Genomic DNA, 25,241 nt, shown 5'->3' on the forward strand with positions numbered 1-25,241 from the left:
CTGGGGGCGGTTCCGGCGGCCGGTCAGGCGGTGATGAACACCAGCGACCCGAGCGGGACGCGGGACAGCGCCTTCAGCGCGTCCGCGGGCACCCGCACGCAGCCGTGCGTGACGGCCTTGCCGAACACCGAGGTGTCGGGCCAGCCGTGCAGGGCGACGGTGCCGGGGCCGCCGCCGAAGGTGTCCAGGGTCGCCGAGTGGGTGCCGAGCGGCAGGACGATCGGGCTCGGCGTCTTCTTCGCCGGGGCGAGGTTGGCCATGACGAACGTCCGGCCGGGCGGCGTCGGGGTCTTGGCCCCGCCGACCGCGACGTTCCACCGGCCCACCTGGCGTGCCGACTTCTCCAGCGTGAGCCGCCGGTGGGCGAGGTCGACCCGGACGGTGTAGGGCGTGTGCGCGGTCTTCAGCCCGGCACCGGAGACCCAGCCGCTCGCCTGGTTCGGGCGGCTCGGCAGCAGGACGCGCCGCCAGCCGCCCGACGTCTCCACCACGGGCACCCAGGTGGGGCCGCCCAGTTCCGTGGTGGGGAGGGTGGCGACGCGCCGTCCGCCCGGCCGGTCGAGCACCGGCGCCGGGCTGGTCGGGTGCGCGACCAGGCCGTCGGTGGCGCCCGATGGCGTCGCGTCCTTGGGGGCGCCGGAGACGGTGCCGTACGTGGTCGCCTCGGGGACCTTCGCGGAGCCGGCGCTCCCGCGGGTGCCCTCGGCGGACGCGGTGCCGTGCCGGGACGAGCCGCCGCACGCGGCGAGCGACAGCAGCAGGGCCGTGGTGAGCCCGCCGGCGGTGACGGCGCGGAGGGAATGCCATGGGGCATTTTTTGTCGCCATGGGGCGGGATGTTAGTAGTGGTGAAGGCGCCCGCATCGGGAATGGCGAAAAATGCAGCGGAACACCGACTTTAAATGTCGATAACCGTCGATTTGGCGAGCTCTTTGTGGAATGTCGCTGCTTATCCGGGAAAAACGGATTTCATGGGACGGTTCAGGCGAGCATGGAGAGCGAGCCGTCCTCGTCGTCCGGCCTGGAGGCCGCGTCGTGGAACTCGGCGAGCCCCCACAGCAGGGCGGCCCGCGCGGGCGCCGGCATCTCGGCGAGGACGCGGGTGAGATCCTCGCGCCGCCGCAGCCGGAGCCGGTCGAGGAGCGCCCGCCCGTCCGCGCTCAGCCGGACGGTGACCTCCCGGCGGTCGCGTCCGATGTCGCGGCTGAGCAGCCCGGCGGCCTCCAGCCGGTCGCACAGCCGGCTCGCCGAGGACACCAGCGCGCCCAGCTCGCCCGCCAGGTTGCTGATGTTGACCGGCCCGCGCTCCAGCACGAAGAGGGCGCGGAGCTGCGTGGACGGGACGGGGACGTCCGGGGCATTGTTGGCGCGCGACCAGACGTTCATCAGGGTGGAGGCCGCATCGTCGAGCGCGGCCGCGGACTCCGCGGCGCCATCACCCGACGTGGCCACCATGCCCTCCACTGTTACACACGACGTCTCCCACGGCATACCGGGATCCATGGATCCCGGGCGCCGCGAGGTGGCTCTGCGGCTACTGGCGAGGAGCGACGATGCATGGCGAACCCGGGCACGACGGCCTGTTCGAGAGGGTCGAGGAGGCGATCTGGACGGCGCGGCCGTACGAACTGCTCACGGCGGCGGACGACCTGCTCGGACGGTACGCGGACGGGGCGGGCGCCGAGGTGCTGCTCGTCGACTACCGGCAGGCGTACCTCGTCCGGACGATCTCCGGCGGCGACGACGTGCCGGTGGACAACACCGGGCCGGGGCGGGCCTTCGCGTCGCAGCGGACCGTCCGGGAGGACGGCGGCCGGCTCGTCCACCTGCCGCTGACCGTGCGCGGCGAGCGGCTCGGGGTGCTGTCCGTGCGGCTCCCGGACGGCGGGCCGGCCTGGCTGGACGGCTTCGCCGCCGCCCTCGCCCGCGCCCTCAAGATCACCGACCAGGGCACCGACCTGTACCGGCGCATCCGGCGCCGGACGCGGCTGACGCTCGCCGCCGAGATGCAGTGGGACCTGCTGCCCGCGCTCGCCTTCGACTCCGCCGAGTTCCGGTTCGCGGGGCAACTGGAACCCGCGTACGCGGTGTGGGGCGACAACTTCGACTGGTCCGCCTCCGGTGAGCGGCTCACGCTGACGGTCAGCAACGGGATGGGGTCGGGGACGGAGTCGGCCGCGCTCACCCACCTGGCGATCAGCGCGCTGCGCAACTCTCGCCGGTCAGGCGGAGACATCGCCGAGCAGGCGGCGCTCGCCGACGAGGCGCTGTTCGCGCGGTACCGGGGCGAGCGGCACGTGGACACGCTGCTGCTGGAGTTCGAGCTCGCGACCGGGCGGGTCCGGGTGATCGACGCGGGGTCGCCGCGGATCTACCGGATGCGGAACGGTGCCGCCGAGGAGGTCGGGTTCGAGGCGCAGATGCCGCTCGGGATGTTCGGCGACACGCGCTACGCGACCGAGGAGTTCACCGTCGACCGGGGCGACCGGCTGGTCATCGTCAGCGACGGGGTGCACGCCGCCCTGTCCAAGGCCGGAACCCCGTACGGAGGCTCCGCGCTGCTCCAGGCCCTGCGCGACACCCGGCTGCAGTACCCGGCGGAGGCCGTCCGCACGATGATCCGGCACTTCGTCGCCTACCACGAGGGCACCGAGCCGGTCGACGACGCGGTGATCGTGTGCATCGACTGGCTCGGGGCACGGCCGGACGCCGCGGACGTCAGCGGGGAAGCTTGACCACCGTGACGAAGAAGTCGTCGATACGGCGGACGACGGAGATGAACCGGTCGAAGTCGACCGGCTTGGTGACGTAGGCGTTGGCGTGCAGGTCGTAGCTGCACAGGATGTCCTCGTCCGCCTCGGACGTGGTGAGGACGACGACGGGGATGCGGCGCAGGTCGTCGTCGTTCTTGATCTCTTCGAGCACCTCGCGGCCGTCCTTGCGCGGCAGGTTCAGATCGAGCAGCACCAGGTCGGGACGCGGGACGTCCGCGTACTCGCCCTGCCGGCGCAGGAACGCCATGGCCTGCTCGCCGTCGTTGACGACGTGCAGCTTGTTGTTGACCTTGTTGTGCTCGAACGCCTCGACCGTCAGCAGGACGTCGCCGGGGTCGTCCTCGACGAGCAGGACCTCGATGGGGTGGGGGCCTTCGTTCATCATCCGTCCGCTCCGTCGCCGGTGGACGGCCGCACCGGCAGCGTCCAGTGGAAGGTGGTGCCGGGGGCGCCGCCGGAGTCGCCGGTGTCCAGCCAGATCCGGCCGCCGTGGTACTCGACGATCTTCTTGCACAGTGCCAGGCCGATGCCCGTCCCGGTGTACTCGTCGCGCGGGTGCAGCCGCTGGAAGATCAGGAAGATCCGGTCGGCGTAGCGGGGCTCGATGCCGATGCCGTTGTCGGCGCAGCCGAACTCCCACTCGTCGCCGTCCCTGCGGACGCCGATGGTGACACGAGGCGGCACGCCCTCGCGGCGGAACTTGATCGCGTTGCCGACGAGGTTCTGGAAGAGCTGCGTGAACTGCGTGCGGTCGCCGGAGACCTCCGGCAGGTCCGCCACGTCCACCTCGGCGCCGGTCTCCTCGCGGAGTGTCGCCAGGTTGTCGAGGGCCCGCCGGGCGACGTCGTTCAGGTCGACGGACTCCTCGGGACGCGACAGCCGGCCGACCCGCGAGAAGCTCAGCAGGTCGTTGATCAGGGCCTGCATGCGCTTGGCGCCGTCGACGGCGAACGCGATGTACTGCTTTCCCCGCTCGTCCAGCTGGTCACCGTACCGGCGCTCGATCATCTGGCAGAAGCTGGCGACCTTGCGCAGCGGCTCCTGCAGGTCGTGGCTCGCGACGTAGGCGAACTGCTCCAGTTCGGCGTTGGAGCGGCGCAGCTCCTCGGTCTGCTCGTTGAGCGCCCGCGCCTGCTCGTCGAGCCGGCGCGTCTTCGCCTCGCTGGCCCGCCACTCCTCGATGATCCGGGTGCGCATCGCATCGATGATCGCCGCCAGCTCGTTGATCTCGGCTGGGCCGGGGACGTCGAGGCGGTGCCCGAAGTCGCCGTGGGACACGGCGCGGACGCGTCCGGTCAGCGACGACACCGGGGTCAGCACGGTCCGGCGGAACAGCAGGGCGAGCAGCAGCGCGGCCACGACGACCACGACGAGCGCGGCGACCGTCGACCACTGGGCGGTCTGCGCCCGGGACGTGAGCTTCGCGGCGGCCCGGTCGTGCAGCCTCGTGAGGCCGGCCTGGAGGGGCGTCATGTCGCCGCGTGCCTCGTTGAGCAGCCGCCGCGCCCGCCGGCCCTGGCCGGGTTCCAGGCCCTGCCCGCCCGGTCCGGCCGCGACCTCGTCGGCGAACTCGGTCCGCCATGCCCGGGAGTCGGCGGTGGCCTTGGCGAGCAGGCGGTCGACGTCCGCCCGGCCCGGCACCCCGGTGAGGAGCCGCCGCATTCGCGCGGCGGACACCGCCTCCTGCCGGACGGCCGCCCGGTACTGCGCGACGTGCCCGGCCCCGCCGTCCTGCGCGTAGTCGCGGATGGCGGCGTCCTGGTTGGTGACGGCCGTGGTCAGGCGGAACTGCTCCAGCGTCGCCGGATCGACCCTGTTGACGAGGACGTCGCGGGCCTGGCCGCTCCCGTACAGCGCGAATCCGGCCTGGACGAACGCCGCCAGCAGCAGCGCGCCGAGGACGAGCGAGCCGATCCGGTAGATCTGGACGAGCCGGACCCGGCCCATCCCGCGGCCCTCGGGGATCTCCGTCTCGGGCAGCACGACGCCCGGCCCGGTGATGCCGCGTTCGCGCGCGAGTTCGGTGTCCCCCGATCGCGGGGTCATCAGCCGTCTCCGCGGCTCAGCAGCAGCACGGCCAGATCATCGGACAGCACGTCCCCGTTCAGCCGTTCCGCCTCCGCGATGAGCCCGTCGACGAGCACGTCCCCGCGCTGCCCGGTCCCATGCGCGGTCTCGGCCAGCCGCATCAGGCCGGACAGGTCGAGGTGCTCGCCGTCGTCGCCGGCGTAGCCCTCGATCAGCCCGTCGGTGTACAGCAGCAGTCCCCACGAGTCGCCGAGCTCCAGGTCGACTGCGGGCCAGCCGGCGCCGGGGATCAGCCCGAGGGCCGGGCCGTGCGGCTCGTCCGGGATCGCCTCGACGCCGGCGGGTCCGAAGAACAGCGGCCGCGGGTGCCCGGCCCGGTGCAGCCGGGCGGTGCGCCGGTCGGGCGCGATCGTCAGCATGCAGACGGTCGTGAAGATCTCCTCGCCCCACCGCTCGTGCTCCAGGACGGCGTCGAGCGTGTCCAGGAGCCGCGGGCCGGTGTGCCCGGCGAGGACGAGCGTGCGCCACGCCATGCGGAGCCGGACCCCGAGCGACGCCTCGTCCGCGCCGTGCCCGCTGACGTCGCCGATCACGACGTGGACGGCGCCGTCGGCGGTCTCCACCGTGTCGTGGAAGTCGCCGCCGAGCAGGGCCCGGTCGCGTCCCGGCCGGTAGCGGGCATGGTGCCGCAGCGACAGGTCGTGCAGGATCGGGACGGGCAGCAGGCCGCGTTCCAGCCGGGCGTTCTCCCGGCTCAGCGCCCGGGCCTCGACGAGCTGCCGCTCGGACTCGTCGGCGCGCTTGCGCTCGATCGCGTAGCTGATCGCCCGGGTGAGCAGCGCGCTGTCCACGTCCTGCTTGACGAGGTAGTCCTGGGCGCCGGCGGCGACAGCCGCCACGCCGACGTGCGCGTCGGCGAGGCCGGTCAGCACGAGGACGGCGGTGGCGGGCGCGTGCGCCCGCACCTCGTGGAGGGCGTCCAGGCCCCGGGCGTCCGGAAGGGAGAGGTCGACGATGACGCACTGGATGTCGGGCCGTAGCGCGGCGACGGCCTCGGCCAGCGTGGTCGCCACGGTGATCCGGACGCCGGGCTGGGCCTCGGCCAGCAGCTCCTCGAACAGGAACGCGTCGCCCGGATCGTCCTCGACGAGAAGGAGGTGCGGGGAACCGGCGACGCCGAGGAGCCGCTCCGCACCGCGACTGTTCATCGCGGCCATGTCTCAGCTCCTTCGGTCGGGCGCAACCGGGGATGACGCCGGGGAGTCCCTTGTCGTCCAGCAAATGTTAAGGGCACCCGCTCGCCGGACTGCACGGCGAACACCCGCAACGGAGTCTTCGGCCACTCAACCTACGCGTATCGCGTGCGTAACGATGTCGCCTCCCGGACCACTACCTCGTGACAGGAACACCTGGACGGACGGAGGAGCCCGCGGTGGCAGACGAAGCCCCCGATGAACAGCGCTTCACCGCGATCTACGACGAATGCCGCCAGCGCGTGTGGGCCTACGCCGCCGCCCGCGCCGGAGGGCAGATCGCGGACGAGGTGGTGAGCGAGACCTTCGCCGTGGCGTGGCGGCGGCTCGCCGACGTCCCCGACCCGGCGCTGCCATGGCTGCTCGGCGTCGCGCGGAACGTCCTGCGCGACGGCCACCGCGCAGAGGTGCGGCGCGAGTCGTTCGCGGCCGAGCTCAGGCGGTGGGCGCCGCGACCGGCGGGCGACATCGCCGACGACGTGGCGGAGCGGCTCGCGGTCGTGCGCGCGATGGCGGCGTTGCCCGAGGGGGATCGGGAGATCCTCATCCTCATCGCCTGGCAGGGGCTGACGCCGCGCCAGGCCGCCAAGGTCGTCGGCTGCTCGCCCGCCGCTCTGCGCGTCCGCCTCCATCGCGCCCGCCGCCGCCTCCTCCGCGCCGCCGAAGCGGAGCCGGCGGGCGGCGGGGCGGGGCAGGCGGCGCGTCCGCAGGTGGGGATCATCAGTGAGGAGATGTCATGAGCGACGTGTTGCGGACCCTGCGGGAGGCGCGACCCGCCGAGCTGGACCCGGATGCGCCCGTCGACGAGGGAGTCCGGCGGGCGGAGCTGGCGCGGGCCATGGCGGCCGCGCCCTCGGCGCCGCTCTCGGCCGCGGTGCCGGCGCGGCGGCGGATGCGGCCGGTGTGGGGTCTCGGGCTGGCCGGGGCGGTCACGGCCGGCGCGGTCGCCGCGGCCGCCGTCATCACGACCGGCGGCGGCGCCACCGGCGGGGACGGGACCGGGCCCGGCCGGAGCGGCGCACCCACCGTGACGCTCGACGCCAGGACCGTCCTGCTCGCGGCCGCGGAGAAGGCGGACGGGCAGAGTGAGACCATGCGGGCGTACTGGCACCAGGTGACGATCTCGTCCGGCACGTACACGGTGGGGACGGGCGGCGACCGCTACGACATCACGGTGCGGAGCAGGTCGGAGAGCTGGACGCCGAGCAGGCCGGGCGGCAAGCAATGGGGCGGCCAGCAGGACCTCGGGGCGCGGCCCGCGACGAAGGCGGACGAGGAGGCGTGGAGGCGTGCGGGAGCGCCCACCACGTTCAAGATCAAAGTGCCTGTCGCGCCGGGCGCCAAGGGCCGCCTCAAGCCGTTCACGGCGACGACCGCGCCCGGTCGCCGCTACTTCAACGGCTCGCCGCTGGTCGACGGGGACAAGGTGTTCTGGCTCGGGCGGAACGTGACGATGAAGGATCTGCGCTCGCTGCCGTCCGACCCGAAGCGGCTCAAGGCGGAGCTGATGCGCTGGTACAAGGGTCACGACACCGAGTCGAACCGGCCGATGGCGGCGGACGACTGGCTCTACACCGTGGCGCGCGGCCTGGTGATGGACATGCCGGTGAAGCCCGCGGTGCGGGCGGCCGGGTTCCGGATGCTGGCCGGGCTGCCGGCGGTGAAGTCGCTCGGGAAGGTCACCGATCCCGAGGGGCGGACCGGGAACGCGATCGGGCTGGAGGAGAAGACGCCGACCGGTGTCATCCGGAACGAAATGATCATCGATATGTCGTCCGGTACCGCGCTGGCCAGCGTGAACGTGATGGTGGCGCCGGCGGCCGGGACGACGATCCCCGCCGGGCGGACGATGGGCTCCACCGTCACGGTCAGCACCGAATGGACGGATTCGAAGCCGCGCTGACCCCATTGCCGAAGGGACGGTGCCACAGGGCGGTGCCGTCCCTTCCCGGCGTTAGTGGCCGAGATGTGATCAGGCGCTTTTGGGTGTTCGGCGCGCGGTTTTCTGTGCGGCCTTGCGTTGCGCGGAGGCGGCCCTGGCACGGTTCAGGCTTTCCCGTACCTTGGCGGCGCCGCGCGTAGCGGTCACGGTGTCCTTGGCGCGCCCGGCGTAAACGGCGAGGACCTCGGCGACGGGCGGAGGCTGCCATTCCTCCTTCAGCACGATCGGCAGGACGGGGACGGGTGCGGCGGCGGAGTTTCCGGACACGGGGTTTCCAGTCACGGGGTTTCCAGTCACGGGGACGAGCGCGAGATGCGATTGGCAGTGCGGGCACTGCACCCCCGGATGGGTGTCTCTGCTCATAACAAGAATCATTACGCAAGGGTCTGACAAAACAACCCCGGCGCTTTTGGGCGCCCGCCGAACGGTTATGTGTTCCGGCCTCCCAAGTGCGCGGTGTGGACGCTGTCGGCCTGGTCGCCGTGCTGGAGGAATGACGCGCCGTAGCACACCAGCGCGACGATGACGGCGAGCCAGGCGACGGCGCGTCCGGCGCGCAGCCCGTACCCGCAGGTGATCCAGAGGAGGTGCAGGCCCGCGCGCCGCCAGGGGTCGCGTTCGCCGTGCCGCCGCATCTCCAGCGCGCTGTAGCGGAAGTCCCTGGCCACGCGGCCGCGGTCCGCGTCGGCTGTCGCGCGGGCCAGTGCCAGGTACAGGACCCGCAGGCGGTCGTCGTAGGGCGCGTCGCCGCCGCGCGAGAGGTCCTCGGCGAGCACCGCCCGGCCGCCCCGGTGCCCCGGCCGCAGCCGGCGCCGGTCGGTGACGGTCGCGAACGTGCAGTCGCCCGTGATCCGCAGCGCGTCCGGCCGCCGCAGGCCGAGGAACCCGCAGCCGCTCAGGTCGACGTCGGTGAGGAGGAGCCCGGTCGCGTCCGCCCTGCGCAGCGAGGTGAGCCGGACGGCCGGCGGGCCCGCCCACGCCGGCTCGGCGAGCCCCTGGATCGGGTGGGCCAGCGACCGGACGGCGGCCGGGCCCTCGAACAGCGCGTCCTCCAGGTCGAGCTCGGCGTGCCGCAGCCGGAAGTCGGCCTCCCCGTGGACGGTCGCCCCGCGGGCCGTGACCAGCGGCGCCGCCGCGTGCACCCGCAGGCCGCCGTGCACGGTCGCGTCCGTCAGCCCGATCCGGCCGCCCGCCACCAGCGGGCCGAGCCACACGCCGTGCCGGAACCGGGTCCGCTCGAACCGGGCGTGCCGGGTGACCCGGACGCGCTTGAACGACACGGGTCCGCCGAAGCACGCGGCCTGCATCGCCGCGTCCCGGCCGAACCGGGCGCGGTCGAAGCAGGCCGCGCCCATGAACACGGAGTTCCGGAACGAGGCGTCGGCGTGCCATCTCGTCCCGCCGAACACGGCGTCGCCGGTGAAGACGGCCTCCTCGAACGACACGTGCCGGTGGAAGCGGGCCTCGTGGAAGGAGACGTTGCGTCCGAACCGTGCGCCACGGAACGAGACGTTGCCGAAGAACCGCGCGTCGTAGAACGAGACGCCGCCGAGGAAGCAGGCGCCGTCGAAGGAACTGTCCCCCTCGACGCAGAAGCCGCGCAGGGCCGCGTCCGACGGCAGGACCGCCCCGTCGAAGCGGGTCCGGCCGAGGTGCGGGCGGCCGTCGGGACCGGTGACGGCGTCGAGCACGGCGTCGAGCAGCCACGCCGGGACGGTGACGCCGCGCAGGTCGACGTCGGCCCCGGGGCGCAGCGCGGCCACGAACCGTTCGAACTCGCGGGGACGCAGATGGGCGGCGCAGCTCCCCAGTTCTCCTGCGGCGCGTCCGGTGCAGCCGTGGACGGCCGTGCAGCGTGGCCAGAACACCGTGGGCGGCGCGGCCGGGCGATGGGGGGGTTCGTGATGGGTCACGGTCTTCGTTCTACCCACGCGGGGCCCCGCCGTGAAGGTGTCCGGTAGTCAGGTCGTTACAACCCGCGGGTCAGGCTCGGCTCGGCCGGCCGCGCCGGAGTGATCTGCGGGAACCGCGGGCATGATCGAAGTGTTGGACACTTCGATACGACACACGAGTTCTACATTTGTTCACGTTCGTCAGGGACAATTACGGCATGACCGTCAACCCAGGACAACTCCCCCAGGCGTCCGAAGCGCTGCCCGACGACCGCTTCCTCGACCGGGAGGAGAGCTGGCTGAGATTCAACCAGCGCGTCCTGGAGCTGGCCGAGGATCCGGACCTGCCGCTGCTCGAACGCGTCCGCTTCCTGTCGATCTTCTCCAGCAACCTGGACGAGTTCTTCATGGTCCGTGTCGCCGGCCTCGCCCGCCGGATGGCGACCGGCCTCGCCGTCCAGTCCGCCAGCGGCCGGCAGCCCCGCGAGGTGCTGGAACGCACCGGCGAGGTCGCGCACGAGCTGATGCTGAGGCACGCGTCCTGCTTCCGGCACGAGATCAGGCCCGCGCTCGGCGACGAGGGCATCGACATCCTGCGCTGGGACGAGCTGGCCGAGACCGAGCAGGAGCGGCTGCGGCGGCTGTTCCGCGACCGGATCTACCCGGTGCTCACCCCGCTCGTCGTCGACTCCGCGCACCCGTTCCCCTACATCTCCGGCCTGTCGCTCAACCTCGCGGTGATCGTCCGCGACCCGGAGACCGACGCGACGATGTTCGCCCGGGTCAAGGTGCCGCCGCTGCTGCCGCGCTTCATCGAGGCGTCCCCCGACCGGTTCACGCCGCTGGAGGACGTCATCGCCGCGCACCTCGGGCAGCTGTTCGTCGGGATGGAGGTCGTCGAGCACCACGCGTTCCGGGTCACCCGCAACCAGGACCTGGAGATCGACGACGACATCAGCGAGGGTCTGCTTCAGGCACTGGAGCGCGAGCTGCTGCGCCGCCGGTTCGGCCCGGTCGTCCGGCTGGAGGTCGAGGAGTCGATCTCCGACGGCGTGCTGGAGCTGCTCACCTCCGAGCTGGCGGTGGACGAGGGCCAGATCTACCGCGTGGTCGGGCCGCTCGACCTCGGCGGGCTCGCGGCCATCGCCGACCTCGACCGGCCGGAACTGAAGTACCCCCCTTTCGTCCCGTCGAAGGAGGCGCTGCCCGAGGACGCGAGCATCTTCAGCGCGATCCGTGAGCGGGACGTCCTCGTCCACCACCCGTACGACTCGTTCACCACGACCGTCCAGCGGCTGATCGAGGACGCCGCGACCGACCCGCGCGTCCTCGCGATCAAGCAGACGCTGTACCGGACGAGCGGCGACTCCCCGATCGTGGACGCGCTGATGAGCGCGGCCGAGGCGGGCAAGCAGGTCGTGGTCGTCGTCGAGCTGAAGGCCCGGTTCGACGAGCGCGCCAACATCGCGTGGGCGCGCAAGCTGGAGACGGCCGGCTGCCACGTCGTCTACGGGTTCGTCGGGCTGAAGACGCACTGCAAGCTCGCGCTGATCGTCCGGCAGGACTCCGACGGCCAGCTGCGCCGCTACTGCCATATCGGCACCGGCAACTACCACCCGAAGACCGCCCGCCTCTACGAGGACTTCGGGCTGCTCACCGCCGACCCCGAGGTCGGCGAGGACGTCAGCGCCCTGTTCAACCACCTCACCGGCTACTCGCGGCAGAGCTCCTACCACCGGCTGCTCGTGGCGCCGAACAACCTGCGGTCAGGGCTCGTCCAGCGGATCGAGCACGAGATCGACAACCGGCGGGCCGGGCACTCCGCCCGCGTCCGGATCAAGTGCAACTCCCTGGTGGACGAGGTGATCATCGACGCGCTGTACCGGGCGTCGAAGGCGGGGGTGCAGGTGGACGTCTGGGTCCGCGGCATCTGCGCGCTGCGTCCCGGCGTGCCCGGCCTGTCGGACATGGTCCGGGTGCGGAGCGTCCTCGGCCGCTTCCTGGAGCACTCCCGGGTGTTCGCGTTCGAGAACGGCGGCGAGCCCGAGGTGTGGATCGGCAGCGCCGACCTGATGCACCGCAACCTGGACCGGCGCGTCGAGGCGCTCGTCACCGTCACCGACCGGCCCCAGCGCGACGACCTGCTCGCCCTGCTCGACCGGGCCATGGACGACGGCACCCACGCGTGGACGCTCGCCGACGACGGCACCTGGACGCGGAGCACCCCGCGTCCCGGCGAGATCCTGCAGGACATCCAGACCCACCTGGTCAAGAGCCGCCGGTGGAGGACGGTCGATGGCTGAGCCCACCATCCGGGCCGCCGGCGCGCTGCTGTGGCGGGACGGCCCCGAGTTCGCACTGATCCACCGCCCCCGCTACGACGACTGGTCGTTCCCGAAGGGAAAGATCGACCGGGGCGAGCATGTGCTGCGGGCCGCCGTCCGGGAGATCGAGGAGGAGACGGGGATCGTCCCGCGGCTCGGACGCCGGCTGCCCGCCAGCACGTACCCGGTCAGGGAGGGGACGAAGCACGTCGACTACTGGGCCGCCCGGCCCGCCGCCGAGAGCGCGTTCAGGCCCAACGACGAGGTGGACGAGCTGGTCTGGCTGCCGGCCGAGGAGGCCGAGGCCCGGCTCAGCTACGGGCACGACATCGAGCTGCTCCATGAGTTCCTCGGCGGGCCCGCCGCCACGTCGCCGCTGGTGATCCTGCGGCACGCGACCGCGGGGGAGAAGCAGACATGGCGGGACGCCGACGAACTGCGGCCCCTGGACGACCCGGGCCGTGCCGAGGCGGCCGACCTGGCGGTGCTCCTGCACTCCTACGGGCCCATGCGGGTGGTGAGCTCGGCGACGGCGCGCTGCCTGGAGACCGTCCTGCCCTACGCGCGGCTGGTGCGCGCCTCCGCGCGGACGGAGGCGCTGTTCACGGTCGGCGACACCGACCCGGAGCCGGCCCTGGAAAAGCTGCTCTCGATGGTCGGCGTGCCGACCGTCGTGTGCACGCACGGCGAGGTCGTTTCCGAACTCATCACCGGTCTGTGCAGGGAACTGGGCGAGAAAGTGCCCGACGATCCGAGCCTGCGCAAGGGCGAGTTCTGGACGGCGCACCTGACCGACGGCTCGATGGCCGCCCTGGAACGCCACAGCCCTAGAACGACGGCCCGAGCGTCTGCGACCAGGTGATCGCCAGGCGGTCCCTCGCGTCCTCGGCTTCGCACCGCTCCTTCCCGTAGAGGACGCCGAGCGTGAACGCCTCCTCGGTCGTCCGCGCGCGCTTCGCGGCCGCGTCGAGGTGCTCCATGGCGATCACGCCGTCCTGGTAGGCGCCGAGTACCTCCTGGATGCGTTTGGTGTCCTTGACCACCCGTTTCGCCGCCACGCCCAGCACCGGGACCGCGAGCTCGGCCGCGTACCGGGCGCGCTTGGCCGCCTTCCGGGTGTCGTGGCGCGCGAGATCGGGATCGCCGGACGTCTTGATGGACGCGTAGTCCTTCGCCATCCGGTCCCAGGCCCGCGTGACGAGGCCGGGCAGTTCCTTGCGGGCCTTCCTCTCCGCCCCGGCCGCGAGCGGCGCATCGGCGACGAGCCTGTCGAGGCCGTCGAGCAGCGTGAAGTACCTCTGTTCCTTGAGGCTCGCGTTGAGGCGCCGGTATGCGGCCCGCTCCCGCTTTTCCAGGTCGCTCAGCAGGAAGGCCGGCGCGCCCTGGAACCGCATGCGCAGCACCTCGAGGTCGCGCACTTCGCCCAGCGCCTGCGCCAGCCACCGCAGTTCAGGGCCGAGCGGGGCGATCCGTTCCGCGTCGAGCACGGGCCGGTAGCTGCGCAGGGCGCTCCTGGTCCTGCGCACTGCCACCCGCATCCGGTGGACGGCGTCCTCCTCGCCCAGCCGCGCCATGGGGTCGAACCGGATGATCGCCTCCACCTGCTCGGCGAGGTAGGCCAGCACGACCTCGCCCGTCGTGATCGCCGGCGCCTTCCCGTTGCAGGTGGCGGCGGTGATCCGCGACCTGGCCGCGGCCCGCGCCGCCGCCGCCTCGGGCGCCGGCACCGCGCCTCCGAGCAGCCGTCCCAGCTTGGACGACGACTTGGCCCTCTTCGCGCCGCCCTTCCGCAGCCGCTTGCCGGCCGACTTCAGCAGCTCCGGAGTCCCGCTGCCCAGCTCGACCTCGATCTCCCGCCACCGCGCGGGCTCAGCGTCCGGCCCGCGGCCCGTCACCAGGTCGTCGGCCACCTCCGCCAGCTCGCCGCCGTCCGCCCCGAGCAGCCGCACGACGGTCCGCCGCGTCTCCAGCGTCGCGACGGGCCGCAGCTCCGCCCCCCGCGTGTACGCCGCGACCAGCCCCGCGAGCTTCGCCGGGACGATCAGCGGCCGCCCGAGCGGCGCCCGCAGCTCCTGCTTGCGGTCCGCGCCGGCCGGCATCTTCAGGTGCCAGCCCGCGTCCGCGCCGCCCCGGCGGCGGCGCAACGTGATCTTGTTGGCGGCCAGCCGCAGGTCGGCGGTGTCGAAGTAGGTGGCGTGCAGCTCGTGGACCTCGGGCTCCCCGGCCGACGCCACGCCCGGCAGCCCGTCGAGCTCCGGCAGGACGAAGTCGGCCGCGGCGTCGTACTTCTGCTCGATCTCAAGATGCCTTTCGGCCACGCTTCACTCCCCAGTGACGGTCGGCAAACGGCACGCACACCCAGGTGACAAGCATTTCACGCCAAGATGAACGGCAACAGAAACCTTCGTGACGCTTACCATGCACACGTCGCGGACACCGGTGCCCGCACGGCACGGCCCGCAGGGGAGGGCGCTCAGGTGAGGTGGTACTTCATGCCCATGTGGGACGGGCGGAAGCCGATCTTCTGGTAGAAGCGGATCGCGTCCGGGCGCTGGCGGTCGGTGGTGAGCTGGACGACGCGGCAGCCCCGCTCGCGGGCCCGCTCGATGGCCCAGGTGATCATCTGCTGGCCGAGGCCCGCGCCGCGCTGCTCGGCGGCGATGCGGACCCCCTCGATCTGGGCCCGCTCGCCGCCGGTGTAGGTGAGACCGGGGATGAAGGTCAGCTGGAGGGTGCCGGCGACCCGGCCGGCGACCTCCGCGACGACCAGGGTGTTGTTGGGGTCCTTGGCGATCGCGGCGAAAGCGGTGAAGTAGGCCTCCGGGATCTCGTCCCCGGCGGGTGTTTCGCGGGTCGCTCCCAGGGGATCGTCGGCGAGAAGTCGGACGATCTGGGGCAGATCATCCACCGTCGCCTCGCGGAAGGTCACTTCTTGATCACTCTGCACACTCCCAGGTTATCGGGGCGCTACCTTGCGAAATTCGTATGCCTTGTAGTACTACGGGTTGTAGTACTACGCTGAGTGGAGACCACCCCCACCGCACGGTGGTCTCGTCGCCGCGCAGGGAGAACCAATGCACAACAACGAGAACGAGGAACACTGGACCGACCACGCCATCTGCCGCGGTGCCGATCCCGACCTGTTCTTCCCGATCGGCTACTCCGCGCCCGTGCTCCGGGCGCAGCAGGACGCGGCCAAGGAGATCTGCTCCAACTGCCCGGTGAAGGCCGACTGCCTCGCGTGGGCGCTCAGGGTCGGTGAGCCCGAGGGCATCTGGGGTGGGACGACCCCGGAGGAGCGCCGCTACCTTCGCCGGACCGCCGACGCCCCCGCACGCCGGCCGCTGCCCGTCATCGTGGTGCGCGGCGACGCCTCCGAGTCGGAGCACGCGTCGGCCGCCTAAGGGACGCGTCGGCTTAGGGGACCAGGGCCACCTTGCCCACCACCCGGCGGCTCAGCAGGTCGTCCATGACCCGGGCCGCGGATGAGAGAGGTTCCGTCCGGGGCGCCACCGGAGCCAGGTCTCCCTTGGCGACCATGCCAAGAAGCTCGTCCAGGAGGACGCGCTGGTCCCGTGGGTTCGTCATCGACCAGGCTCCCCAGTCGACGCCCACGATCGTCCGGTTGCGCAGCAGCACCTGGTTGAGCGGGAGGGACGGGATGTCCCCCGACGCGAAACCGATCACGACGTAGCGGCCCCGTTCGCGCAGCGCGCGCAGGGCGGGGCCGGCGAGGGCGCCTCCGACCGGGTCGTAGACCACGTCCACCCCGCCGTCCGACCACGCGCGGGCGGCAGTTTTGACGTCTTCGGCGCTGTTCAACGTCGCTTCGGCGCCCGCCGCCTGAGCGGCCTCCTGCTTGGCGTCGGTCGACGCCACCGCCAGGACCCGGGCGCCCAGAGTCCTCGCCACCTGGATCGCCGCCAGGCCCACGCCGCCGCCGGCGCCGAGCACGAGCACCGTCTCGCCCGGCCGGACCCCCGCGCGGTCGCGCAGGGCGAACAGGGCCGTGCTGTAGCTCTGCGTGAAGGTCGCGGCCCGCGGGAAGTCCAGCTCGTCCGGGATCGGGACGGCCGACGCCGCGGGCACCGCCACCTGGGAGGCGAAGCCGCCCAGCCCGCACATCACAAGGACGCGTTCGCCGGCCGGCAGCGTCCCTGCGACCTCGCTCCCCGGAACGAACGGAAGCGGCGGCTTGATCTGATACCGCCCCTGGACGAACAGGGCGTCCACGAAATTGACCCCCGCCGCCCGCACGGTGACGAGGACCTGGCCAGGCCCGGGGACGGGAGGCTCGGTCTCTCTGACGACGACCGAACCGAGCTCTTCGCAGATCGCAGCGCGCATCCGCCCACTATGCCGGAAAGGCCCCGTGGCACCTTCCGGTCGTCCCACTCGTTGACCACGCAGGGACGTCCAGACATACGGTGGCTGACATGAGCTATACCCCCGACCGGCAGCGTTCCGAAGGACTCGCCAAGCACGGCGCCCGCGCGCTGTCGTCGGCCGTGCTGATCCTCTCCGTGACCGCCGTCATGTGGGTGCTGGAGGCGTTCGACTACACGACCGACGGGTGGCTCGACCGGTTCGGGATCCAGCCCAGGGACGTGAGCGATCTTCCGGACATCTTCACGGCGCCGTTCCTGCACGCCGGCTTCGGGCACCTGATGGCCAACACGATCCCGTTCCTCGTCCTCGGGTTCGTGGCGGCGGCGCGGGGGATCGCGAAGTTCCTGGCCGCCAGCCTGGTCATCATCGTGGTCGGCGGCCTCGGGGTGTGGTTCCTCAGCTCCGCCAACACCCTCGGCTCCAGCATCCTGATCTTCGGGTTCTTCGGCTATCTGGTGGGACGCGGCGTCTTCGAGCGTCGGCTGGTCGACATCGCGATCGCGGTCGCCGTCGTCGCCGTCTACGGGACGATGCTGCTCGGCGTCATCCCGAGCGACCCCCGGATCTCCTGGCAGGGCCACCTGTTCGGACTGCTCGGCGGCCTCCTCGCCTCCTGGTTCCTACGCCGCGACACCGCCTCACCCGAACGGCGCACGCCCCGCGCGTCGCAGCCCGGGGTCTGAACCAATACACCTGAACCAGTACAAGGGTCCGCCGTCGGCCGACGGCGGACCCTTGCGGGGTGGTGGACGTCACCGGCGGCCGGCGCGCACGGCGGCGAGGAAGCCGCCGAAGCTGCAGGCGAGGCCGATGGCGCTGGTGGTGATCTGGTGATCGATTCGGACGAAGTCGAAGGCAGCCACGACGACGACCACAGCGCCGCAGACTCCCGTTCCGGCGACGAGCCGGACGATCGTCTTGCTGGCCTCGCCGGCGAGGCGGGTCGCCACCCTCACGCCGACGGCGCTGAGGACGCCGACGATGGCGCCGAGGATGACGTAGCGGACCGCGTAGACGCCGAGGACATCGAAGTCGATGTCCCCGATGGCCAACCACATCCCCTCCGTGCCGTAGCGGAACCCGAGGCGGGTGACGTAGGCGATGGCCGGCATGACTGCGAAGCACCCCCCGATCAGGGCACCGCAGGTGAGCCCGGCTACGACGGCCCCGATGTCACGCCGGTAACGGCGCCACAATCCGAGGCCGGTGGTGACGAGCCCGACCACGACGGCTCCGATTTCACGGCCGCGACGGCGCCACGATGCGGCGTCGGCGGTCAGGAATCCACGCATGTTCATCTTGCCCCCAATTTGTGTGGACGCCCGCGGTGAGCGCGGACGCCGATGGTTTGTACGTATGGCCGTTCTGGGACACGGACCTCGAAGGGGACCGTCCAGCGTTCAGCCGATTACGCACATTGGGGGCAAGAGTGCGGGCCAAAGGGCCTGTGGGGAGGGGGAGCGGGAGACGCCCGTCAGTTCGGGCGGACGGTGACGTCTGAGATCACGGCGTCCCTAGGCGTCTCCAGCGCGGCGACCAGGACACGCGCGACCGTTCCGGGGGCGGCGAAGTCGTCCTCGGCGTAGGGGTGGCCTTCCTGGGCGCGGACACTGCGCTGCATCTCCGTGGCCGTCCGTCCCGGGTAGACGGTCGTGACGCGCAGGGCCGGCTCCTCCGCGCGCAGCGAGTCGGCAAGGGCGCGCAGGCCGAACTTGCTCGCCGCGTACGCCGACCATTCGGGGTTGGCGCGCAGGCCGGCGGTGGAGTTGACGAAGACGACGTGGCCTTCGGCGGCGCGCAGCGCGGGCAGCAGCAGCCGGGTCATCTCCGCCGCCGACACCAGGTTGACCGACAGGTGCTCCATCCACTCGTCGGCCTCCGTGCCGGCGACCGGCCCCAGATGGACCATGCCCGCCGCGTGGACGAGGCCGTCCAGCCGCGCGGGGATCCCGGCCATCGCGAGGGCCGCCTCGATGCGGCGCGGCGTGGTCAGATCCAGCGGGATCGTGGAGATGGACGCCGCCCGCGGCGGCGAGGCGACCGCGCCCGGGTTGATGACCTGGGTGGCGGCGTTCGCGCCGCCGCGCAGCGTCGCGGCGAGCTTGTCGAGGCGTTCGGGGGAGCGGCCGGTGAGGATGAGGCCATGGCCCCGCTCGCGCAGCAGCTCGGCCACCGCCGTGCCGATGCCGCCCGTCGCCCCCGTGATCAGATACGTGCCCATGAGGCCCCATTCTCCTCGATCCCCTACCCCGGATGGACGCCCGGGGCGGTGCCTTAGTTCGGACGCAGGACGCGCGTGACGCCCGCGATCAGTGCGGTGGCCAGCACCCAGCCCGTCGTGACGAGCCCGTACGCCACCCAGCGCGACCAGTTCACCGCGTCGTACGAGAGCTGCTGCCCGAACGTGTCGAGCGGGATCAGCAGGTCGAGCGTGTAGATCAGCGCGTGGAACGAGGGCAGTTCGTTGCCGGGCTTGACCGGGCGGGGCTGCTCGATCGAGAACACCGTCGTCCCGACGGCCAGCAGGGCGGCGAACCACGCGAACGCCAGCCAGGGGCGGTAACCGAACCCGACCGTCCAGTCGAGCAGGTGGTTCCACGCCCGCCCGACCGGGTTCAGCCGGCGGCGGCGCGCGCGCAGCTTGGCCAGCTGCACCTTCCGGGCCAGGTCGTCGTGGCCGATGCTGTGATACCAGGCCGCGAGCTGCTCGTACGGCTGGAGATGGAACTCCTTGTCGCGCGCCACCCAGCTGAGCCGGTCCTTGAACTCGCCGCCGCGCAGCGTCTGGTAGGTCGTGCCGTTCAGGTACAGCTCGTCCGGCCAGATGGACGGATCGTCCATGATCATGTCGATCCGGGAGTACTGCAGATTCACCCGGCCCCGGATCTTCTCCACCGGCCACAGGAGCAGTTCGTCCGCCTGGATGTGGCTGGCGTGCAGCGCCATCCGCGCCGGGTCGGTGGCGTCGAGATACCCCCGTGAGAACGACAGGATGCCGTGGAAGCGGGCACTGCGCAGCCGGACGGTGCCGAACGCCTTGAAGCCGTTGCTGAACTCGGCGGCGTCCTCGACGATCATGTTCTGGGCGTCCAGCGCGATGCGGCCCGGATTGGACAGTGTGGTGCGCTCCATGAACAGCCCGCCGTTCATGCGGGCCCCGACGAACCGCACCCCGCCGGTGATCTCCGCGTCCCGGATGAACGCGCCGACGTCCACGACGAGGCCGCCGCCGAACACCGCCCACTTGTCCGGCGCGGACGCGGTGACGCGCGTCCGGTTCATCCGCAGGCCGCCGCTGAGCTGTGCCCTCGGCAGCCGGATCTCGCCCTCGATCTCCGAGTCCGACAGGCTGAGGTAGCCGTCGGTGCGCAGCCCGCCGCCGTCGAAGCCGGGCATCCGGCACGCGGCGAGCCGCAGCTGCCGTGTCTCGGCGTTGGAGAAGTCGGGTTCGTTCACGAGCCGGCAGTCGGATAGGAGCAGTTCGTGCTCGACCACGCCCCCCGAGACGTCCAGTTTTCCCGTGACGTAGGCGCCGCGGAGCCGGACGGCCGCGACCGCGCCGGTACGGGACTCGCCCGCCCCGAGCAGCAGCCGCGTGATGATCTCGGCGCGGACGATGCGTTCGGGGAGCGGGCCGGCGGGACGGTCCTCGCCGAGGACGACGGTCGCGCCGGTGGGAAACGCGTTCCAGAGGCGCCGTTCCGCGTCGTTCAGGCCGGGGGGCTGGGGCACGGAACCTCTTTCTACGCGGAAATCCCCTCCGCGATCAACATCGCGGAGGGGATTCCGGGCACGGGACCTAGAAGAAGCCCCGGCGGCGGCCGGCATCCTGCAGGAAGCCGTCGAGCTGCCGTTCCCAGTCGGTGTGCTCGACGCTCGCGTAGTCGACGGTGAAGCGGCTGAACGCGTCGTGCCCCTCGGTGAAGACCCCGCCGCGCTTGTCGAGCTCGAGCACGACCTCCATCGACTGCGGATAGGACACGAACGTCACCTCAAGCTGCTTGATGCCGCGCGCGTACTGCCCGGGAGGGTAGAACTCGATCTCCTGGTAGAAGGGCAGCTCCTGGTGGACGCCCCAGATCCGGCCCTTCTCGCAGTCGGCGTTGCGGAACTGGAAGCCGAGGTTGGAGAACGCCGCGAGGATGCGCTCCTGCGCGGGCAGCGGGTGGACGGCGATCGGGTCGAGGTCGCCCGGGTCGAGCGCGCCCGCGACCTCCAGTTCCGTCGCGACCCCGACCGTCGTGCCGTGCAGCGGGCGCCCGTACATGTGGGTGAGCGGCGCCTCCCACGGGATCGGCAGCTGGAACGGGACGCTGTGCCGCGCGCCCTCCTGGAGGCTGAACCCGCCGGCGACGGGCATCTTGGCGTACTCCAGGTTGGAGTTGTACTCGTTGTCGCCCGACTCGACCTCGACCCTGGTGCGCAGAGCGAGGTTCACCGACTTGATGTCGGAGTTGAACTGGCCGCCGATGATGGTGATCTCGCCGGTGACGACGCCGCCCGGCGTGGTGTTCGGGTCGTGCAGGATCGTCTCGATCGAGGGCCCGCCGATGCCCATCGCCTGACGCAGCTTCTTGAAGACCAAGGTCCGTCCTCCCGTGTTCCGAGCGACTCCCCGCGCTCTCTCCCATAGACGCTGTCACGGGACACTACGTTCCGCGAGGCCGCGGTGACCTGCGAACGCCGCCGTCAGTGGCCGCCCCCGGCCAGGTTCAGGCCGACGACGCCCGCGACGATGAACGCCAGGGCGGTGATCTTGAGGGCGGAGACCTGGTCGCCCATGACGAGCATGCCGAGCGCGGCGGTTCCCACCGCCCCGATGCCGACCCAGACGGCGTAGGCGGTGCCGACGTCGAGGTTCTTGAGCGCGAGGCTGAGCAGGCCGAAACCGGTCACGGCGAAGACGAGAAAGCCCACCGACGGCAGCGGCTCGGTGAAACCCTTGCTGCCCTTGAGGCACAAGGCCATGGCGACCTCGAAGAGGCCGGCGACGATGACGAGGATCCAGGCCATGGTTCCGCTCCCGGTACACGAGACGACGACTGTCACGCGCCGTCTTCGCCTGCCGGGTACGACGCACCTCGTCCGGGAGGACCAGTGGCCCTCACCCGCCCCAACGGCCCCGCGCCGCGGGATGTTCCCCCGTCAGGAGCGGCCGAGGGCGCGGTACTCCCAGCCCGCTCGGCGCCATTGCGCGGCGTCGAGGGCGTGGCGTCCGTCCACGACGCGTTTGTGTCCGACGACCCGGGCCAGCGCCTCCGGGTCGACCTCGCGGAAGTCGGACCACTCGGTCAGCAGGACGACGACGTCGGCGTCCCTCGCCACGTCGAACGCGCTGTCGCCGTAGCGCAGCTCGGGGAACGCCCGGCGGGCGTTGTCCAGCGCGGCCGGGTCGTAGACGCGGACGTCCGCGCCCAGGCCGTGCATGGTGCGCGCGACGTCCAGCGCGGGCGCGTCCCGGATGTCGTCGGAGTTGGGCTTGAACGCCGCGCCCCACGCGGCGATGCGCTTCCCGGCCAGGTCGCCGCCGAGCAGTTCGCGGACGAGGTCGACGGTGCGGGCGCGGCGGCGCCGGTTGATGTCGTCCACCTGGCGCAGGAACGACACGGCCTGGCCGACGCCGATCTCCTCGGCGCGGTGCGCGAACGCCCGGATGTCCTTGGGCAGGCAGCCGCCGCCGAAGCCGAGGCCGGGGCGCAGGAACTTGCCGCCGATCCGGTCGTCCAGCGCCAGGGAGTCGGCGAGGTCCTTGACGTCGGCGCCGACCGCCTCGCAGACCTCGGCCATCGCGTTGATGTAGGAGATCTTGGTGGCGAGGAACGAGTTGGCGGCGACCTTGACGAGCTCGGCGGTGGCGAGATCCGTCCGGACCACCGGGGTGCCGAGGTCGAGGACGGGCTTGAACGCCGCGCGGAGCCGCTCGTCCGCCCAGTCGGACGCGACGCCGAACACCAGCCGGTCGGGTCGCATCGTGTCGTCCACGGCGAAGCCCTCGCGGAGGAACTCGGGGTTCCACGCCAGCTCGACGTCGGTTCCCGCGGGCGCCAGTTCCTGGACGAGGCCGGTGAGCCGCGCGGCCGTCCCGACCGGGACCGTCGACTTGCCGACGACGAGGGCGCGGCGGCGCAGATGCGGCGCGAGGGAGCGGACGGCGGCGTCGACGTAGCTGAGGTCGGCGGCGTCCGACCCGGCCTGCTGGGGCGTCCCCACGCACAGGAAATGGACGTCGCCGAACTCGCCGGCCTCCGCGAACGAGGTGGTGAACCGGAGCCGGCCGGAGTCGAGCGCCTTCGTGAGCAGCTCCGGCAGCCCGGGCTCGAAGATCGGGACCTCGCCGGACGCCAGCCGGTCGATCTTGCGCCGGTCGACGTCCACGCCGACGACCTCGTAACCGAGCACGGCCATGCAGATCGCGTGCGTGGCGCCGAGATAGCCGGTCCCGATGACGGTGAGCCTCGGGGCCTCCGCGTCCACCTGCTTCATGCGCACCTCCTTCGTACACCGGTGTTTTCGCGCCTGCTCGATCTTGCCACCACGTGTGTGGTGCGTGTAGGCGGGTGTGTCACGTGGGACAAAGGCGCCGGTCGGGGGCGTGCGGCCCCGGCTGCGCCCGTTCGTGGTCGGTGACCTGGCTCACCCGGGACGCGCGGGCGTGGTGTCGATGTGGCCTGCATCGCCTGGATCCGGCTGATTCGGGTGGTTGTCACGAGTTACCAGCGGGTAGCATGATGGTGAGTTACCGACCAGTATTAAGCGGGGCCGCCGGCGCCGCCGGATCAGACGGAGTCTCGAATGGGGCACTACAAGAGCAACCTCCGGGACCTGGAGTTCAACCTCTTCGAGGTGTTCAGGCGCCAGGACCTCCTCGGCAGCGGCCCGTACGCCGAGCTGGACGAGGACACCGTGCGCAGCGTCCTCGACGAGGTGAACCGGCTGGCCGAGGGCCCGCTCGCCGACTCCTTCGAGGACGCCGACCGGCACCCGCCGGCGTTCGATCCGGCCGCCGGAACGGTCGAGATGCCGGAGAGCTTCAAGAAGTCGTTCAAGGCGTGGATGGACGCCGAATGGTACCGCCTCGACCTCGCCCCCGAGTTCGGCGGCAGCGGCGCCCCCCGCTCCCTCACCTGGGCCGTCGCCGAGCAGGTACTCGGGGCCAACCCGGCCGTCTACATGTTCGCCTCCGGTCCCGGCTTCGCCCAGATCCTGTGGCACATCGGCACGCCGGAACAGAAGAGGTTCGCCGAGCTGGCCCTTGAGCGGCAGTGGGGCGCCACGATGGTGCTGACCGAGCCGGACGCGGGCTCCGACGTCGGCGCCGGACGCGCCAAGGCCGTCCAGCAGCCGGACGGCACCTGGCACATCGAGGGCGTCAAGCGCTTCATCACCTCGGCCGAGCACGACATGGCCGAGAACATCTTCCACCTGGTGCTGGCCCGCCCCGAGGGCGCAGGCCCCGGCACCAAGGGCCTGTCGATGTTCCTCGTCCCCAAGTACCTGGTGGACCTGGAGACCGGCGAGCTGGGCGAGCGCAACGGCGCCTACGTGACCAACGTCGAGAAGAAGATGGGCCTCAAGGTCTCCACGACCTGCGAGCTGACCTTCGGCGAGAAGCAGCCGGCCGTCGGCTACCTGGTCGGCGACGTGCACCAGGGCATCCGGCAGATGTTCCTCGTCATCGAGTACGCCCGGATGATGGTGGGCACCAAGGCCATCGCCACCCTGTCCACGGGCTACCTGAACGCGCTGGAGTACGCGAAGGAGCGCGTGCAGGGTGCCGACATGACTCAGATGACGGACAAGTCCGCTCCGCGCGTCACGATCACCCACCACCCGGACGTCCGGCGCAGCCTCATGACGCAGAAGGCGTACGCCGAGGGCATGCGCGCGCTCGTCCTGCTCACCGCGTCCTACCAGGACGCCGTACAGATCGCCGAGCACGAGGGCCGCAAGGACGAGCAGGCCGAGAAGGTCAACGACCTGCTGCTGCCGATCGTGAAGGGCTTCGGCTCCGAGCGGGCGTACGCGCTGCTCGGCGCGGAGTCGCTGCAGACCCTCGGCGGGTCCGGGTTCCTGCAGGACTACCCGATCGAGCAGTACATCCGCGACTCCAAGATCGACACCCTGTACGAGGGCACCACCGCGATCCAGGGCCAGGACCTGTTCTTCCGCAAGATCCTGCGGGACAACGGCGAGGCGCTGAAGGTGCTGGCCGGGGAGATCAGGGCGTTCGCCGAGTCCGAGGCCGGCAACGGCCGGCTGAAGAACGAGCGGGCGCTGCTCGGCCGGGCCCTCGACGACGTGCAGGGCATCCTCGACCCGATGATCGGGTGGGCGCTCGGCTCGATGGAGAACCCGAAGGAGCTCTACAAGATCGGGCTCAACTCGTCCCGCCTGCTGCTGGGCCTCGGCGACCTCATCGTCGCCTGGCTCCTGTGCCGCCAGGCCGAGGTCGCCCTGAACGCGCTCGGCGGCGGTGACGTGTCCGACTCCGACAAAGCGTTCTACACCGGCAAGGTCGCGGCCGCGCAGTTCTTCTGCCAGACCGTCCTGCCGCGCCTAGCCTCCGACCGCGCCATCACCGAGTCCACCAACCTGGACGTCATGGAGCTCCCCGAAGAGGCCTTCTAAGCTCCCGGTCCG

At 71.6% G+C, this 25,241-nt stretch carries 24 protein-coding genes and 1 riboswitch; of the genes, 8 read left to right on the plus strand and 16 right to left on the minus strand.

The genetic code is table 11. The features are described from left to right. Positions 1-23: 23 nt before the first annotated feature. Positions 24-827: a L,D-transpeptidase gene (locus tag ACQPXG_RS02695; RefSeq protein WP_433466000.1), complete on the minus strand. Its 804-nt coding sequence runs from the start codon at positions 825-827 to the stop codon at positions 24-26. A gap of 153 nt (positions 828-980) precedes the next feature. Further along, on the minus strand, positions 981-1,454 hold the full coding sequence (locus tag ACQPXG_RS02700) for a MarR family winged helix-turn-helix transcriptional regulator (protein WP_433466001.1): 474 nt from the start codon (positions 1,452-1,454) through the stop codon (positions 981-983). Between the two features lie 98 nt (positions 1,455-1,552). On the opposite strand from ACQPXG_RS02700, the gene ACQPXG_RS02705 reads away from it, so the two are divergent. Beyond that, the gene (locus tag ACQPXG_RS02705; protein WP_433466002.1) at positions 1,553-2,734 is read left to right on the plus strand and encodes a PP2C family protein-serine/threonine phosphatase; all 1,182 of its coding nucleotides are present in this window, start codon (positions 1,553-1,555) and stop codon (positions 2,732-2,734) included. On the opposite strand, the gene ACQPXG_RS02710 is transcribed toward ACQPXG_RS02705, so the two are convergent. From ACQPXG_RS02710 to ACQPXG_RS02720, 3 genes are read right to left on the minus strand one after another with little or no spacing between them, the layout of a single operon-like run. Beyond that, positions 2,718-3,158, minus strand: coding sequence for a response regulator (locus ACQPXG_RS02710; protein WP_433466003.1), 441 nt, complete (start codon positions 3,156-3,158; stop codon positions 2,718-2,720). The genes ACQPXG_RS02705 and ACQPXG_RS02710 overlap by 17 nt on opposite strands. After that, entirely contained in the window at positions 3,155-4,819 is a 1,665-nt protein-coding gene (locus tag ACQPXG_RS02715; RefSeq protein ID WP_433466004.1) for a sensor histidine kinase, read from the minus strand. The genes ACQPXG_RS02710 and ACQPXG_RS02715 overlap by 4 nt, the downstream gene beginning before the upstream one ends. Beyond that, positions 4,819-6,018, minus strand: coding sequence for a PP2C family protein-serine/threonine phosphatase (locus tag ACQPXG_RS02720; RefSeq protein WP_433466005.1), 1,200 nt, complete (start codon positions 6,016-6,018; stop codon positions 4,819-4,821). The genes ACQPXG_RS02715 and ACQPXG_RS02720 overlap by 1 nt, the downstream gene beginning before the upstream one ends. A 215-nt stretch (positions 6,019-6,233) precedes the next feature. On the opposite strand from ACQPXG_RS02720, the gene ACQPXG_RS02725 reads away from it, so the two are divergent. Together ACQPXG_RS02725 and ACQPXG_RS02730 are read left to right on the plus strand one after the other, a co-directional pair. Next, positions 6,234-6,794: an RNA polymerase sigma factor gene (locus tag ACQPXG_RS02725; RefSeq protein WP_433466006.1), complete on the plus strand. Its 561-nt coding sequence runs from the start codon at positions 6,234-6,236 to the stop codon at positions 6,792-6,794. Then, positions 6,791-7,957, plus strand: coding sequence for a CU044_5270 family protein (locus tag ACQPXG_RS02730; RefSeq protein ID WP_433466007.1), 1,167 nt, complete (start codon positions 6,791-6,793; stop codon positions 7,955-7,957). The genes ACQPXG_RS02725 and ACQPXG_RS02730 overlap by 4 nt, the downstream gene beginning before the upstream one ends. 69 nt (positions 7,958-8,026) lie before the next feature. Here the strand turns inward: ACQPXG_RS02730 and ACQPXG_RS02735 are convergent, their stop codons facing one another. Together ACQPXG_RS02735 and ACQPXG_RS02740 are read right to left on the minus strand one after the other, a co-directional pair. After that, complete coding sequence (locus tag ACQPXG_RS02735) at positions 8,027-8,263, minus strand: hypothetical protein (RefSeq protein WP_433466008.1); 237 nt, start codon at positions 8,261-8,263, stop codon at positions 8,027-8,029. Positions 8,264-8,424: 161 nt separating this feature from the next. After that, on the minus strand, positions 8,425-9,909 hold the full coding sequence (locus ACQPXG_RS02740; RefSeq protein WP_433466009.1) for a pentapeptide repeat-containing protein: 1,485 nt from the start codon (positions 9,907-9,909) through the stop codon (positions 8,425-8,427). A gap of 197 nt (positions 9,910-10,106) precedes the next feature. Here ACQPXG_RS02740 and ACQPXG_RS02745 point away from each other — a divergent pair, with 197 nt between their 5' ends. Both ACQPXG_RS02745 and ACQPXG_RS02750 read left to right on the plus strand, forming a co-directional pair. Further along, on the plus strand, positions 10,107-12,191 hold the full coding sequence (locus ACQPXG_RS02745; RefSeq protein ID WP_433466010.1) for an RNA degradosome polyphosphate kinase: 2,085 nt from the start codon (positions 10,107-10,109) through the stop codon (positions 12,189-12,191). Next, a complete protein-coding gene (locus tag ACQPXG_RS02750) occupies positions 12,184-13,074 on the plus strand; it encodes an NUDIX hydrolase (RefSeq protein WP_433466011.1) in 891 nt (296 codons plus the stop codon). The genes ACQPXG_RS02745 and ACQPXG_RS02750 overlap by 8 nt, the downstream gene beginning before the upstream one ends. Here the strand turns inward: ACQPXG_RS02750 and ACQPXG_RS02755 are convergent. Both ACQPXG_RS02755 and ACQPXG_RS02760 read right to left on the minus strand, forming a co-directional pair. Further along, positions 13,040-14,530 carry a CHAD domain-containing protein gene (locus tag ACQPXG_RS02755; protein ID WP_433466012.1) on the minus strand — a complete coding sequence of 497 codons (1,491 nt, stop codon included), beginning with the start codon at positions 14,528-14,530 and terminating at the stop codon, positions 13,040-13,042. The two genes, ACQPXG_RS02750 and ACQPXG_RS02755, sit on opposite strands and share 35 nt — an antisense overlap. A gap of 155 nt (positions 14,531-14,685) precedes the next feature. Continuing rightward, the gene (locus ACQPXG_RS02760) at positions 14,686-15,141 is read right to left on the minus strand and encodes an N-acetyltransferase family protein (RefSeq protein WP_433469886.1); all 456 of its coding nucleotides are present in this window, start codon (positions 15,139-15,141) and stop codon (positions 14,686-14,688) included. A 145-nt stretch (positions 15,142-15,286) separates the two neighbouring features. Between ACQPXG_RS02760 and ACQPXG_RS02765 the strand changes: the two genes are divergently transcribed. Beyond that, positions 15,287-15,616, plus strand: a complete 330-nt coding sequence (locus ACQPXG_RS02765; RefSeq protein WP_433466013.1) for a WhiB family transcriptional regulator — start codon at positions 15,287-15,289, stop codon at positions 15,614-15,616. A 13-nt stretch (positions 15,617-15,629) separates the two neighbouring features. On the opposite strand, the gene ACQPXG_RS02770 is transcribed toward ACQPXG_RS02765, so the two are convergent. Continuing rightward, positions 15,630-16,559, minus strand: a complete 930-nt coding sequence (locus ACQPXG_RS02770; protein WP_433466014.1) for an NADPH:quinone oxidoreductase family protein — start codon at positions 16,557-16,559, stop codon at positions 15,630-15,632. A gap of 89 nt (positions 16,560-16,648) precedes the next feature. On the opposite strand from ACQPXG_RS02770, the gene ACQPXG_RS02775 reads away from it, so the two are divergent. Next, positions 16,649-17,284, plus strand: coding sequence for a rhomboid family intramembrane serine protease (locus tag ACQPXG_RS02775; RefSeq protein ID WP_433466015.1), 636 nt, complete (start codon positions 16,649-16,651; stop codon positions 17,282-17,284). A gap of 69 nt (positions 17,285-17,353) precedes the next feature. Here the strand turns inward: ACQPXG_RS02775 and ACQPXG_RS02780 are convergent, their stop codons facing one another. The 6 genes from ACQPXG_RS02780 to ACQPXG_RS02805 form a co-directional block, all read right to left on the minus strand. Continuing rightward, complete coding sequence (locus ACQPXG_RS02780) at positions 17,354-17,899, minus strand: hypothetical protein (protein WP_433466016.1); 546 nt, start codon at positions 17,897-17,899, stop codon at positions 17,354-17,356. Positions 17,900-18,075: 176 nt separating this feature from the next. Next, positions 18,076-18,822 (minus strand): SDR family oxidoreductase, encoded by a 747-nt coding sequence (locus tag ACQPXG_RS02785; RefSeq protein ID WP_433466017.1) that lies wholly within the window; start codon positions 18,820-18,822, stop codon positions 18,076-18,078. A 53-nt stretch (positions 18,823-18,875) separates the two neighbouring features. Beyond that, positions 18,876-20,333 carry a hypothetical protein gene (locus tag ACQPXG_RS02790; RefSeq protein WP_433466018.1) on the minus strand — a complete coding sequence of 486 codons (1,458 nt, stop codon included), beginning with the start codon at positions 20,331-20,333 and terminating at the stop codon, positions 18,876-18,878. Positions 20,334-20,400: 67 nt separating this feature from the next. Continuing rightward, positions 20,401-21,186 carry a sporulation protein gene (locus tag ACQPXG_RS02795; RefSeq protein ID WP_433466019.1) on the minus strand — a complete coding sequence of 262 codons (786 nt, stop codon included), beginning with the start codon at positions 21,184-21,186 and terminating at the stop codon, positions 20,401-20,403. 104 nt (positions 21,187-21,290) lie between these two features. Beyond that, positions 21,291-21,614 carry a DMT family transporter gene (locus ACQPXG_RS02800; protein ID WP_433466020.1) on the minus strand — a complete coding sequence of 108 codons (324 nt, stop codon included), beginning with the start codon at positions 21,612-21,614 and terminating at the stop codon, positions 21,291-21,293. A gap of 33 nt (positions 21,615-21,647) precedes the next feature. Continuing rightward, a riboswitch (guanidine-III (ykkC-III) riboswitch) is annotated at positions 21,648-21,710 on the minus strand. A 36-nt stretch (positions 21,711-21,746) separates the two neighbouring features. Then, a complete protein-coding gene (locus tag ACQPXG_RS02805) occupies positions 21,747-23,084 on the minus strand; it encodes a UDP-glucose dehydrogenase family protein (RefSeq protein ID WP_433466021.1) in 1,338 nt (445 codons plus the stop codon). Positions 23,085-23,393: 309 nt separating this feature from the next. Between ACQPXG_RS02805 and ACQPXG_RS02810 the strand changes: the two genes are divergently transcribed. After that, on the plus strand, positions 23,394-25,229 hold the full coding sequence (locus ACQPXG_RS02810) for an acyl-CoA dehydrogenase (RefSeq protein ID WP_433466022.1): 1,836 nt from the start codon (positions 23,394-23,396) through the stop codon (positions 25,227-25,229). The last annotated feature ends 12 nt before the right edge of the window (positions 25,230-25,241 follow it).

Source organism: Spirillospora sp. CA-128828 (assembly GCF_050945415.1).
Classification (GTDB): Bacteria; Actinomycetota; Actinomycetes; order Streptosporangiales; family Streptosporangiaceae; genus Spirillospora.